This window comes from Saccharopolyspora sp. NPDC049426 (assembly GCF_040676935.1).
In the GTDB taxonomy this organism is placed as follows: Bacteria; Actinomycetota; Actinomycetes; order Mycobacteriales; family Pseudonocardiaceae; genus Saccharopolyspora.
In genome coordinates, this window is sequence record NZ_JBFAPZ010000005.1 from 317342 (window position 1) to 330558 (window position 13217).

Annotated in this window: 8 protein-coding genes and 1 riboswitch; of the genes, 7 read left to right on the forward strand and 1 reads right to left on the reverse strand. The window is 69.8% G+C overall.

The window, feature by feature from the left end; genetic code table 11:
• Positions 1-163 precede the first annotated feature (163 nt).
• From ileS to AB0J78_RS13285, 5 genes are all read left to right on the forward strand, one after another.
• Positions 164-3316: an isoleucine--tRNA ligase gene (ileS, locus tag AB0J78_RS13265; RefSeq protein ID WP_363789168.1), complete on the forward strand. Its 3153-nt coding sequence runs from the start codon at positions 164-166 to the stop codon at positions 3314-3316.
• Between the two features lie 119 nt (positions 3317-3435).
• Positions 3436-3551, forward strand: a riboswitch (SAM riboswitch).
• 34 nt (positions 3552-3585) lie between these two features.
• The gene (locus AB0J78_RS13270) at positions 3586-4908 is read left to right on the forward strand and encodes an aminotransferase class V-fold PLP-dependent enzyme (protein ID WP_363789169.1); all 1323 of its coding nucleotides are present in this window, start codon (positions 3586-3588) and stop codon (positions 4906-4908) included.
• Between the two features lie 224 nt (positions 4909-5132).
• Positions 5133-5642 (forward strand): signal peptidase II, encoded by a 510-nt coding sequence (gene lspA / locus AB0J78_RS13275; RefSeq protein WP_363789324.1) that lies wholly within the window; start codon positions 5133-5135, stop codon positions 5640-5642.
• Between the two features lie 41 nt (positions 5643-5683).
• Positions 5684-6568, forward strand: coding sequence for an RluA family pseudouridine synthase (locus AB0J78_RS13280; RefSeq protein WP_363789325.1), 885 nt, complete (start codon positions 5684-5686; stop codon positions 6566-6568).
• A 143-nt stretch (positions 6569-6711) separates the two neighbouring features.
• On the forward strand, positions 6712-6996 hold the full coding sequence (locus tag AB0J78_RS13285; protein WP_363789170.1) for a hypothetical protein: 285 nt from the start codon (positions 6712-6714) through the stop codon (positions 6994-6996).
• 89 nt (positions 6997-7085) lie between these two features.
• On the opposite strand, the gene AB0J78_RS13290 is transcribed toward AB0J78_RS13285, so the two are convergent.
• A complete protein-coding gene (locus tag AB0J78_RS13290) occupies positions 7086-8009 on the reverse strand; it encodes an AsnC family protein (protein WP_363789171.1) in 924 nt (307 codons plus the stop codon).
• Between the two features lie 197 nt (positions 8010-8206).
• Here AB0J78_RS13290 and dnaE point away from each other — a divergent pair, with 197 nt between their 5' ends.
• Positions 8207-11791 carry a DNA polymerase III subunit alpha gene (dnaE, locus tag AB0J78_RS13295; RefSeq protein WP_363789172.1) on the forward strand — a complete coding sequence of 1195 codons (3585 nt, stop codon included), beginning with the start codon at positions 8207-8209 and terminating at the stop codon, positions 11789-11791.
• Between the two features lie 105 nt (positions 11792-11896).
• The gene (locus AB0J78_RS13300; RefSeq protein WP_363789173.1) at positions 11897-13114 is read left to right on the forward strand and encodes a cytochrome P450; all 1218 of its coding nucleotides are present in this window, start codon (positions 11897-11899) and stop codon (positions 13112-13114) included.
• The last annotated feature ends 103 nt before the right edge of the window (positions 13115-13217 follow it).

Genomic DNA, 13217 nt, shown 5'->3' on the forward strand with positions numbered 1-13217 from the left:
CTCAGTAGAACCGGACGGGTCCGGCCCGTCACAGCCGGCAATCGAGTGGCCGTCGGCGTTCGCGCCGTCGGCAAGCGGGGTGGTACCGCGGTGCCCGGTGAGTCCGGGACGTCGTCCCCGTCCTCCAGGGCGGCAACGACACATTGCGAGGAGCAGCTCCGCGATGGCATACCCCAAGGTTTCCTTCGGCGCGTCCGACGAGCGCGGCGTGGCGGCCCAGCCCGCGTTCCCGGCGATCGAACGCCAGGTGCTGGACTTCTGGGCCGACGACAAGACCTTCCGCGCCTCCATCGACGCGCGCGAGGCGGGCCACAACGGCTCCAACGAGTACGTCTTCTACGACGGCCCGCCGTTCGCCAACGGCCTGCCGCACTACGGCCACCTGCTCACCGGCTACGTCAAGGACGCGGTTCCGCGCTACCAGACGATGCGCGGCAGGCGGGTCGAGCGCCGGTTCGGCTGGGACACCCACGGCCTGCCCGCCGAGGTCGAGGCGGAGAAGCAGCTCGGCATCACCTCGAAGGCCGAGATCGACAACATGGGCATCGCCGCGTTCAACGAGGCGTGCAAGACCTCGGTGCTGCGCTACACCGCGGACTGGGAGGACTACGTCACCCGCCAGGCGCGCTGGGTGGACTTCGAGAACGACTACAAGACGCTCGACCTGGACTACATGGAAAGCGTCATGTGGGCGTTCAAGACCCTGTGGGACAAGGGTCTGGTCTACGAGGGGTACCGGGTTCTCTGGTACTGCTGGCGCTGCGAGACGCCGCTGTCCAACACCGAGACCCGCATGGACGACGGCTACCGGCCGCGCCAGGACCCCGCGGTGACGGTGGGCCTGCGCCTGACCGCGCCGGGAAAGGACCTCGACGGCGCGCTCGCGCTGGTGTGGACGACGACGCCGTGGACCCTGCCGTCCAACCTGGCCGCCGCCGTGCACCCCGACGTGGACTACGCGCTGGTCGCACCCGCCGAGAGCACCGAGCGCTACCTGCTCGCCGAAGCCCGCCTGCCGGCCTACGCCCGCGAGCTCGGCGAGGACGTCGCCGACCGAGTGGTGGCCCGGTACAAGGGTTCCGACCTGCTGGGCACCCGCTACGAGCCGCCGTTCGACTTCTTCGCCGGCCGGGAGAACGCCCACCAGGTGCTGGCCGCCGACTACGTCACCACCGACGACGGCACCGGGATCGTGCACATCGCACCGGCTTTCGGTGAGGACGACAAGCTCGTCACCGACGCCGCCGACATCGTGCCGGTGGTGCCGGTCGACTCGCACGGCAAGTTCACCGCCGAGGTGCCGCCGTACGAGGGCGTGCAGGTCTTCGACGCCAACAAGCACATCGCCCGCGACCTCAAGGAACGCGGACTGCTGCTGCGCCACGAGACCTACGATCACCAGTACCCGCACTGCTGGCGCTGCGACAACGCGCTGATCCAGCGGGCGGTGTCGTCCTGGTTCGTGGCGGTGAGCCAGTTCAAGGACCGGATGGTCGAGCTCAACAAGCAGATCAACTGGGTTCCCTCGCACATCCGCGACGGCCAGTTCGGCAAGTGGCTGGAGAACGCCCGCGACTGGAACATCTCCCGCAACCGGTACTGGGGTTCACCGATCCCGGTGTGGGTCTCCGACGACCCCGAGCACCCGCGCACCGACGTCTACGGTTCGCTGGACGAGCTCGAACGCGACTTCGGGGTGCGTCCGGCGAACCTGCACCGCCCGGAGATCGACGAGCTGACCCGGCCCAACCCGGACGACCCGACCGGCAAGTCGACGATGCGCCGGGTGCCGGAGGTGCTGGACTGCTGGTTCGAGTCGGGCTCGATGCCGTTCGCGCAGGTCCACTACCCGATGGAGAACGCCGAGTGGTTCGAGCACCACTTCCCGGGTGACTTCATCGTCGAGTACCACGGGCAGACCCGCGGCTGGTTCTACACGCTGCACGTGCTGGCCACGGCTCTGTTCGACCGGCCGGCGTTCAGCAACGTGGTGGCGCACGGCATCGTGCTGGGCCACGACGGGCTGAAGATGTCGAAGTCCAAGAAGAACTACCCGGACGTCAACGAGGTCTTCGACCGCGACGGTTCCGACGCGATGCGCTGGTTCCTGATGTCGAGCCCGATCCTGCGCGGCGGCGACCTGGTCGTCACCGAGCGCGGCATCCGGGACGCGGTGCGCCAGGCGGTGCTGCCGCTGTGGAACTCCTGGTACTTCCTCGCGCTCTACGCCAACGCCGAGGGCGTCAGCGGGGAGTTCCGCACCAACAGCCAGCACGTGCTCGACCGCTACGTGCTGGCCAAGACCCACGAGCTGGTCGGCGACGTGCAGTCCTCGATGGACTCGCTGGACCTGGCGACCGCGACCGCGAACGTGCGGGAGTTCCTGGAGGTGCTGACCAACTGGTACGTGCGCCGCTCCCGGGACCGGTTCTGGGCGGGCGACAAGGACGCGATCGACACGCTGCACACCGTGCTGGAGGTGACCTGCCGTGTGGTGGCCCCGCTGCTGCCGCTGACCGCCGAAGCGGTGTGGCGCGGGCTCACCGGTGGCCGCTCGGTGCACCTGACCGACTGGCCGCTCGTCGACGAGCTGCCCGCCGATGCCGCGCTGGTGTCGGCGATGGACCAGGTGCGGCAGGTGTGCTCCTCGGCGCTGGCGCTGCGCAAGTCCAACAAGCTGCGGGTCCGGCTGCCGCTGGCCAAGCTGGTGGTGGCCACGCCGGAGGCCGAGGCGCTGCGCCCGTTCGCCGACCTGATCAGCGACGAGGTCAACGTCAAGGGCCTGGAGCTGAGCACCGACGTGGCCGCGCACGGTCACTTCGAGATCGCGGTCAACGCCCGCGCGGCCGGTCCGCGCCTGGGCAAGGACGTGCAGACCGTGATCAAGGCCGTCAAGGCCGGTGATTGGCAGCACCGCGGGTCCGCTGTGGTCGCCGCGGGCATCGAGCTGCAGGAGGGCGAGTTCACCGAGCGGCTGGTCTCGACCGACTCCGGTGCCGCGGCGGCGCTGCCGGGCGGTGACGGGCTGGTCGTGCTCGACACCGACGTCACGCCGGAGCTGGCGGCCGAGGGCCTGGCCCGCGACGTCGTCCGGGTGATCCAGAACGCCCGCAAGGACGCCGGTTTCGAGGTCTCGGACCGCATCACGGTCGTCGTCGAGGCCCCGGCCGAGGTGGTCGAGGCGGTCGAGGCTCACCGCGAGTTCATCGCGGGCGAGACCTTGGCCGACGCGGTCAACCCCGGTGACGCGGCCGACGCCGCCACCGGCACCGTCGGCGACGGTGTGGAGGTCAAGGTCGCGGTCTCCCGCGTCTGACCCCGCTTTCGCGCATCGAGGCCCCGGGAGTCCGCTCCCGGGGCCTCGTTCGCACACCGTGCCCACCAAGTGGGACGGCGTTGTCGTCGAGCGCGGCGAGGGCTAGCCTTCGCCGCGAAGGTCATGAGTGCCAGCGTCAAGCCCCGGCTTGCTGGCCGGCAACCCTCCTACCGCGGTGGGGTGCCCCGGGTGAAGACCTGGCCGGTCGCGCAGTGCGGCTCGGCAAGCGCGGGCCCGCCGAGGGCCCTCGAGGCCCCGGGAGGGTCGCGATGTCTTCAGCCGTCATCGATGTTCCGAGCCAGTCCGTCGCCGTCCCCGGCGTTGTCGGAGCCGGACTGCGGGTTCCCCTGGTCACCGGCGGAACCGCGAACTACGCCAACCTCGACCACGCCGCCAGCGCCCCCTGCTTGTCGGCCGTGCGCGACGCCGTGGACGAACTGCTGCCGTACTACGCCAGCGTGCACCGGGGCGCCGGGTTCGCTTCGCAGGTGTGCACCCGGGTCTACGAGGGCGCGCGCCAGGTGCTGCTGGACTTCGTCGGGGCCCGCCAGGGCGACGAGGTCGTGTTCACCCGCAACACCACCGACGCGCTGAACCTGCTGGCCTCCGCCGTGCCGCGCGGCACCTCGGTGGTCGTGTTCGACACCGTGCACCACGCCGCGCTGCTGCCCTGGCGCAACGTCCGCCGCATCCCCGCCCCCGAGACGCCCGCCGACGCGGTCGCTGCCCTGGACGCGGCGCTGGCCGAGTGCCCGGAGGGGCCGCGGCTGGCCGTGCTGACCGGGGCGTGCAACGTCACCGGCGAGCTGTGGCCGGTCGCCGAGCTCGCCCGCGTGGCCCGCCGCAGGGGAGCCCGGACCGTGCTGGACGCCGCGCAGCTCGCGCCGCACCGCCCGATCCGCCTCGTCGAGCTCGACGTCGACTACGCCGCCCTGTCCGGCCACAAGCTCTATGCCCCCTTCGGCGCCGGAGCCCTGATCGGCCGCGCCGACTGGCTCAACGCCGCAGAACCCCACCTCGCCGGGGGCGGCGCGACCCGCGCGGTCAACGAGCGCGCGGTCAGCTGGACCACCGGACCCGAGCGGCACGAGGCCGGCTCGCCCAACACCGTCGGCGTGCACGCCCTGGCCACCGCCTGCCGCACCTTCGCCACCCGCTGGGAGGGCGTCGTCGAGCACGAGTCGTCGCTGCTCGGGCGCCTGCGCGCGGGGCTGGCCGAGATCCCCGGGCTGCGCGAGCTGAGCCTGTTCGGCACCGGGCACGACCGGGTCGGCGTCGTCAGCTTCACCATCGACGGGCAGGACCCGGGACTGATCGCCGCCGCGCTGTCGGCCGAGCACGCCATCGGAGTACGCGACGGACTGTTCTGCGCTCACCTCGGCACCAAGAACCTGCTGGCCCGAGCGGGCTCGGACGCGGAGCGGGCGCTGCGCGCCAGCATCGGCCTCGGCACCACGGCCGAGCACGTCGACCGCCTCGTCGAGGCCCTGAAATCCCTGGTCAGCGACGGTCCTGCAGCGATCTACCGGCAGGTGGACGGCCGCTGGGAGCCCACCGAGGACCACCGCCCCCTCCCGCCGTTCCTGCCCTGAACGAGGGTGCGGGATTCGAATTTCGCGCGAAATTCGAGTTCGAACTTCGGGAGTCGAACTTCGCGCGAAATTCGACCGGTGGTCCTGGTGCACCGGTGGTCGTCCGGGTCGGGGACAATGACGGTGTGAGCACCGAGCACCCACCTCCTGAGCAGGCGGCCTCCGCGTCGGAGTCCGCCGAGTCGAACCCGGCCTCCGGCGCCCGCAAGGGCGGGTCGGGGAAGCTGCTGGCGCTGCTGTTCGGAGTGGCGGCGGTGGGGCTGGCCCTGGACGTGGTGACCAAGATCGCCGTGGTCGCGAACCTGGAGGGCAACCCGCCGGTGAAGGTGCTCGGCGGCCTGTTCTACCTCGACGTGCTGCGCAACCCCGGTGCCGCGTTCTCGATGGCCACCGGCCTGACCTGGCTGCTCGCCCTGCTCGCCATCGCCGTGGTCGGCGTGATCGTGTGGCTGGCGCCGAAGCTGCGCTCGCCGGGCTGGGCCGTGGGCCTCGGCCTGGTGCTCGGCGGTGCCTGCGGCAACCTCGGCGACCGGCTGTTCCGGGCGCCCGGCCCGCTGCAGGGGCACGTGGTGGACTTCCTGTCCTTCCTGGCGCCCGGCGGCCAGGTGTTCCCGGTGTTCAACGTCGCCGACAGCTGCATCACCTGCGGCGGCATCCTCGTTGTGCTGCTGTCCCTGCTGGGCCGCGACTTCGACGGGACGGTCCACCGCAAGCAGAAGGCCGGCAAGTCGTGAGCGAACTCCGAAACCTCCCCGTGCCGGAGGGCTTGGAAGGCATGCGGATCGACGCGGGCCTGTCCAAGCTGCTCGGCCTGTCCCGCAACGCCGTGGCCGGACTCGCCGAGGCCGGTGACGTGCTGGTCGACGGCAGCCCGGCGGGCAAGTCCGACCGGCTGATGGCCGGTTCCTGGCTGGAGATCACCCTGCCTGCCGCCGAGCAGCCGCTGCAGGTGGTGGCCGTGCCGGTCGAGGGCATGAAGATCCTGCACCAGGACGACGACATCGTCGTGATCGACAAGCCGATCGGCGTCGCCGTGCACCCCAGCCCCGGCTGGGAGGGCCCGACCGTCGTCGGCGGCCTGGCCGCGGCGGGCGTGCAGATCGCCACCTCGGGCGCCGCCGAGCGCCAGGGGGTGGTGCACCGCCTCGACGCGGGAACGACCGGCGTGATGGTGGTGGCCAAGAGCGAGCACGCCTACACGGTGCTCAAGCGCGCGTTCAAGGAGCGCACCGTCGAGAAGCGCTACCACGCGGTCGTGCAGGGCCTGCCCGACCCGAGCCGGGGCACCATCGACGCCCCGATCGACCGGCACCCCCGGCACGACTACAAGTTCGCGGTGGTCACCGGTGGCAAGCCGAGCATCACCCACTACCAGACGGTGGAGGCGTTCCGCGCCGCCTCGCTGATCGACGTCAAGCTGGAAACCGGCCGCACCCACCAGATCCGGGTGCACTTCTCGGCGATCAAGCACCCCTGCGTCGGCGACCTCACCTACGGCGCCGACCCGGTGCTGGCCCGGCGCCTGGCCATGACCAGGCAGTGGCTGCACGCGCGGAGCCTGTCCTTCGAGCACCCGTCGGGAGGCTGGGTGCAGTTCGAGAGCGAGTACCCGGAAGACTTGCAGAAAGCGCTGGACGAGTTGCGCGATCAGGACGGCTAGGAATTGGTCGTTCCGCTGACGAAGCCGCTGGAGAACCCGCGGCGGTGCCGGCCGAGACCCGCACCTGAAACAGCGGTTCCTCCGCGAGAGCAGCTCGTGGACCAGGTAACGTGGTGATCGGATCGTGCGACGAAGGGGGTCCGATGGCTCAGGAATTTCAGGGATCGGACACACCGACCCCGCCACGCGGCATGCCGGTGATCGACCCGCAGGCCGATCTGGACACCCCGCCGGAGGGGTTGAACAGCCTCGGCGAGGTGATCAGCGCCCAGGACGTCGGCCCGGCCACGCCGTCGGTGATCGGCGAGCCGGAGCCCGAGCTCCCCAAGAACGACGCCGGCGACTGGCCGACGCTGCAGTACCGCAGCAAGCAGCGTCCCGAGAAGTCCAGGCGCAACCCGCTGGACTTCTTCCGCCGCGACTCCTGATTCGCACTCGCTCCGCTGGGCGGTGCGAAGGCGAGAGCGCAGCGGTTCTCGCCTGAAGCAGCGGCTGCGCCGCGCTCCTCGCACGGCCCCTAGAGGTCGGTGATGTCCCAGAGCAGCGTGCGCTGCTGGTCGCCCGGTTGCGGGGTCCAGCGGACCGCCGAGAGCTCGGTGGACTCCGGGAGCACGTAAACCGTGTGGCCACCGGCTGTTTCGCCGGGCTGCACGCCCATCCGGTGCGGTGGGCGGGACGACATCGACACCGGGGCCTTGGCCACCGGAGAGCCGTCCTCGGTGACCAGTTCCAGGTACATGTCGGGCAGCGACGCGAACGGGACCTGGCCCTTGTTGGTCATCTCGGTGTGCACCACGACGGAGCGCTCACCGGGCTGGAGCTCGTACCCGGCCGCGGTGAACAGGAAGTCCGCCGGGTCGACGACCTCGATGAGCTGGATGCTTATCTGCTCGCCGGACACGCCCTGGACGTCCAGCTTGGTGCCGACCTTGCCGGTCGGGGCGGGTGCCGGAGCGGCCGGCTGATCACCGCGAGCCCACGCGGCCGAGCCGGGAGGCCCCCACGTGCTCATCGGCGGCGTCGGCGCGACCGGCTGCTGCGGGTGGGGCATCTGATGTGGACCGGAGACCTGGTGCTGCCCGGAGACCTGGTAGGGCCCGGAGACCGGGTACGGACCGGACACCTGGTGCGGGCCCGAGACCTGGTACGGGCCGGACATCGGGTGCGGGCCGGTGTACTGACCGGGCGCCACCGGGTGCGGACCGCTGGCCGCGTTCTGCGCAGCCCACTGCTGAGCTGCGGCGACGGCGTTGCGGATGCCCTGCTGATCGCATTCGACCCCGACGATCAGGGGCAGCCCGGTGGTCGACAGCGCGGCGAGTCGCGCCGCGACGTCGCGCACGTCCATGCCGAGCCGCCCGGCGATGTCCGGGACCGCCGCTCGGCCCATCTCTGCCACGACGCTCAGCAGGCGCACATCCACGGGATCAGGGCCAGTCACGTCGTCCCACGCTACCCGCTCGGGCTGACGCGTGGTGGTGAGGCACGAGTTCCGCGACACCGACGCCGACCTGCGCATGATCTGCGACACGCCGGGCGCGTGGAACTCCGCGCAACGCCACGGCGAATCGCCGGTGACGTCGGTGCCCGGAGATAGGCTGGCAGCTCTCGAACACCGCCGCGAAGGAGGACTTCTCCGTGTCTGTCGACCCCTTCGTTCACCTGCACGTGCACACCGAGTACTCCATGCTCGACGGTGCGGCGAAGGTGGGTGCGCTGTTCGCGGAGGCGGAGCGGCTCGGGATGCCGGCGGTCGCGATGACCGACCACGGCAACATGTTCGGGGCGGACGAGTTCTACCAGCAGGCGCGCAGGACCGGCATCAAGCCGATCATCGGCATCGAGGCGTACTTGGCGCCGCACAACCGCTTCCACAAGAAGCCGGTGTTCTGGGGCGAGGCCAAGCAGCGCGGCACCGACGAGTTCGGCGAGGGCGGTGACGTCTCGGGCGCGGGCGCCTACACGCACATGACGATGTTCGCCCGCAACGCCACCGGCCTGCGCAACCTGTTCACGCTGTCCAGCCGCGCGAGCTTCGAGGGCATGTACCGCAAGCCGCGCATGGACCGGGAGCTGATCAGCGAGCACTCCGAGGGGATCATCGCGACCACCGGGTGCCCGTCCGGCGAGGTGCAGACGCGGTTGCGCCTGCGGCAGTACGACCAGGCGTTGCAGGCCGCGGCCGACTACCGGGACATCTTCGGCAAGGACCACTTCTTCCTGGAGCTGATGGACCACGGGCTGCCGATCGAGCGGTCCGTGCGCGAGGGGCTCCTGAAGATCGCCCAGGAGCTCGATCTCAAGCCGCTGGCCACCAACGACAGCCACTACGTGACCGTCGACCAGGCCGATTCGCACGGTGCGCTGCTGTGCGTGCAGTCGGGCAAGACGCTGTCCGACGACAGCCGGTTCAAGTTCGACGGCGACGGCTACTACCTCAAGTCCGCCGAGGAGATGCGCGCGTACTGGGACGCCGAGGTCCCGGGCGCGGCGGACAACACGCTGCTGGTCGCCGAGATGGTGGAGTCCTACGAGGACGTCTGGTCCTTCCAGGACCGGATGCCGCGCGTCACCGACGGCAGCGGCAAGTCCGAGCGGGAGCTGCTGGAGGCCGAGGTCGAGCAGTACCTGCCGACGCGCTACCCGGACGGCGCGAGCCAGGAGTGCCTGGACCGGATCAAGACCGAGCTCGACGTCCTCGACACCAAGGGCTACTGCGCGTACTTCCTGGTGGTCGGTGACCTGACCCGGTGGGCGAAGTCGCAGGGCATCCACGTCGGACCGGGACGTGGTTCGGCAGCGGGATCGCTGCTGGCCTACATCCTGCACATCACCAACCTGGACCCGCTGGAGCACGGCCTGATCTTCGAGCGGTTCCTGAACCCGGAGCGCGACTCCCCGCCCGACATCGACCTCGACTTCGACGACCGCCGTCGCGACGAGGTGCTGCAGTACGCGATCAACAAGTACGGCCGGGACAAGGTCGCCCAGGTCATCACCTTCGGCAAGATCAAGACGAAGGCGGCGATCAAGGACGCCGCCCGCGTCCACCACGGACAGCCGGGCTTCGCGATCGCCGACAAGATCTCCAAGGCGCTGCCGCCGCCGATCGCGGCCAAGGACATCCCGCTGTCGGGCATCGTCGACCCGCAGCACGAGCGCTACACCGAGGCCGCCGAGGTCCGCGCGCTGATCGAGACCGACCCGTCGGTGTCGCAGATCTTCGACACCGCGCGCGGGCTGGAGGGCCTGATCCGCAACGCCGGTGTGCACGCCTGCGCGGTGATCCTGTCCTCGCAGTCGCTGATGGGCACGGTGCCGCTGTGGGCGCGCGACGACGGTTCGATCATCACCGGCTGGGACTACCCGTCGTGCGAGGCCATCGGCCTGCTGAAGATGGACTTCCTGGGTCTGTCCAACCTCACCATCCTCGGCGACGCGCTGGAGATGGTGAAGGAGAACCACGACCTGGAGATCGACCTCTCCAAGCTCGGGCTCGACGACGCCAAGACCTACGAGCTGCTGGCGCGCGGTGAGAGCCTGGGCGTGTTCCAGCTCGAAGGCGGCGGCATGCGCGAGCTGCTCAAGCGCATGCAGCCCACCGAGTTCGGCGACGTGGTGGCGGCGAACGCGCTGTACCGGCCGGGCCCGATGGAGGTCAACGCCCACCTGGACTACGCCGACCGCAAGAACGGCAAGAAGCCGGTCGAGCCGATCCACCCGGAGCTCGACGAGCCGCTGAAGGACATCCTGGCCGAGACCTACGGTCTGATCGTCTACCAGGAGCAGATCATGGCGATCGCGCAGCGGGTCGCCGGGTACAGCCTCGGTCGAGCGGACATCCTGCGTCGCGCGATGGGCAAGAAGAAGAAGGAGGTCCTGGACCAGGAGTTCGAGGGCTTCCAGGCCGGGATGCGCGACCAGGGCTTCTCCGACGAGGCCATCGACAAGCTGTGGGCGACGGTCCTGCCCTTCGCCGGCTACGCGTTCAACAAGTCGCACGCCGCCGGTTACGCCCTGGTGGCGTACTGGACGGCCTACCTCAAGGCCAACCACCCGGCCGAGTACATGGCCGCGCTGCTGACCTCCAACGGTGACAACAAGGACAAGATGGCCGTCTACCTGGCGGAATGCCGCCGGATGGGCGTGCAGGTGCTGTCCCCGGACGTCAACGAGTCGAAGGAGACCTTCGCTGCCGTCTCCGGCAACATCCGCTTCGGCATGAGCGCGATCCGCAACGTCGGTTCGAACGTGGTGGCCTCGATCGTCAAGAGCCGCGAGGAGCAGGGGCGCTACACCTCGTTCACCGACTTCCTGGACAAGTCGGAGATCCTTGCGTGCAACAAGCGGGTCATCGAATCGCTGATCAAGGCGGGCGCGTTCGACTCGCTGCAGCACACCCGGATGTCGCTGTCGCAGCACCACGAGGCCGCGGTGGACGCGGTGATCGGGCTCAAGCGGCAGCAGGCGATGGGCCAGTTCGACCTGTTCGGCGCGGAGAACGACGCCGAGACCGCTCAATCCTCATCGCCGCTGGCGCACCTGCAGTTCACCGACGAGGAGTGGCCGCGCAAGCAGCTGCTGGCCTACGAGCGCGAGATGCTGGGCCTCTACGTCTCGGCGCACCCGCTCGACGGTGCGCAGCGGTTGCTGGCGCCGTACCAGGACACCGGGATCGCCGAGCTCGTCGGCGGTGAGCGGGAGTCCGGCGGCAAGGAGCAGATCAAGATCGCGGGGATGATCTCGGGGATCCAGCGCCGCATCAACAAGAACGGCCACCCGTGGGCGATCGTGACGCTGGAGGACCTGGACGCCTCGGTCGAGGTGCTGTTCTTCCCGAAGTCCTACGAGATGTTCGCCGACTGCCTGGTGGAGGACACCGCGATGGCGGTCAAGGGCCGCATCAACGAGCGCGAGGGCACGATCAGCGTCTTCGCCTCCGACGCGGTCCCGGTGGACATCTCGGGGGCCGAGACCGAGCAGGGCGGCGATTCGGCGTTCGTGATCAAGGTGCCGGTGGGCCGGGTGGACCAATCGCTGGTCAACGAGCTCAAGCGGACCCTGCAGGCGCATTCCGGGACGACTCCGGTGCACCTGAAGCTGCAGGGCCCGCGCGGGACGACGCGGCTGGCTCTGTCGAGCGACTTCTTCGTGTCGACGGAGAACGGCTTGCAGGGCGAGCTCAAGGGGCTGCTCGGGGCGGGTTGCTTCGAGGTCGCGTGATTCGTCGGGTTTGCGCTGAGAGCGCCCTCAGTCCGGTGTGACAAGCCGTTGTGAACGGTGTTCACTGGATTTGAGGGTTCTCCCCGCCTACCCGAAGGAAACTCCATGTCCACCACTGAGGCGCACCTCGACGCCGTGCCGTTCGACAGCGAATTCGTCTCGAACCTCTACGACCGCTACGGCGAAATCCGTTCCGCCACACCGGTTCAGCGCATGATCACCCCGCACGGCCTGCCGGTCTGGACGATCACGCGACATGACGACGTCAAGGCTGCGCTGACGAATTCGCGGCTGGCCAAGGACTTCCGCCGCAGTCGCGACGTGATCCTGGCCAAAGCCGGCGGAACAGGTCGGCCCTTCAACAGCGACGACCTCAGCGAGCAGATGCTCAACCTGGACCCGCCGGACCACACGCGGCTGCGGAAGCTGGTGGTCAAGGCGTTCACCGCCCGCCGGATCGAGTCCCTGCGGCCTCGCGTGGAGGAGATCACCGCCGAACTGCTAGACGCGATGGCCGGGTCCACCGAGGTCGAACTGCTCGACGCGCTGGCGTTCCCGCTGCCGATCCGGGTGATCTGCGAGCTGCTGGGCGTCGACGAGAGCCGCCGCGACGACTTCCGGCAGTGGACCAACACCTTGTTGGACGCCTCCGACGACGAATCGCGGGCGCAGGCCGGCACCGCGATGGCCGCCTACCTGGTCGAGCTCGTCGCCGCCAAGCGCCAGAACCCGGCCGATGACCTGCTCACTGCGTTGATCGAGGTGTCGGAGGACGAGGACCGGCTCAGCGAGGGCGAGCTGATCTCGATGGTGTTCCTGCTGCTGGTGGCAGGTCACGAGACGACGGTGAACCTGATCGGCAACGGTGTGCTGGCGCTGCTGCGCAACCCCGAGCAGTGGGCGGCGCTGGTCGCCGACACGAGCCTGGTGACCGGCGCGGTGGAGGAGGTGCTGCGCTTCGACGGCCCGGTGATGCACGGGACCTTCCGGCACACCACCGAAGCCGTGCTGATCGGTGACGTGGAGATCCCGGACGGCGAGATCGTGTGGGTGGGCCTGGCCTCGGCCAACCACGACCCGGAGAAGTTCCCGGAGCCGGAGCGGTTCGACATCGGCCGCGACCCGCACGGGCACCTGTCGTTCGGGCACGGCATCCACTTCTGCCTGGGCGCGCAGCTCGCCCGCATGGAGGCGCAGATCGCGCTGCGCCAGCTCGCCGAGCGCTTCCCCGGGCTGAGCGCGGCCGGGGAGCTCGACGACGTCGAATGGCGGTTCTCCACGCTGATCCACGGCCTGCAGCGGCTGCCGGTCCGGCTGGCGTAGTTCCCCGTTTGCCCGGCGAGGGTCGGTGCGCGCGCGGTTTACTGGTCGCAGAGCCTGTTCCCGGACTCGTTCTGCGTGTCTCGCACGCGGTTCAGGAACGCGC

Excerpts from the sequence above, each read along its gene's own strand:
- AB0J78_RS13280 (WP_363789325.1), top strand. The coding sequence starts at position 5,684 with ATGCGGATCGACGCGGGCCTGTCCAAGCTGCTCGGCCTGTCCCGCAAC.
- AB0J78_RS13285 (WP_363789170.1), top strand. The coding sequence starts at position 6,712 with ATGGCTCAGGAATTTCAGGGATCGGACACACCGACCCCGCCACGCGGC.
- AB0J78_RS13300 (WP_363789173.1), top strand. The coding sequence starts at position 11,897 with ATGTCCACCACTGAGGCGCACCTCGACGCCGTGCCGTTCGACAGCGAA.
- AB0J78_RS13270 (WP_363789169.1), top strand. The coding sequence starts at position 3,586 with ATGTCTTCAGCCGTCATCGATGTTCCGAGCCAGTCCGTCGCCGTCCCC.
- ileS (WP_363789168.1), top strand. The coding sequence starts at position 164 with ATGGCATACCCCAAGGTTTCCTTCGGCGCGTCCGACGAGCGCGGCGTG.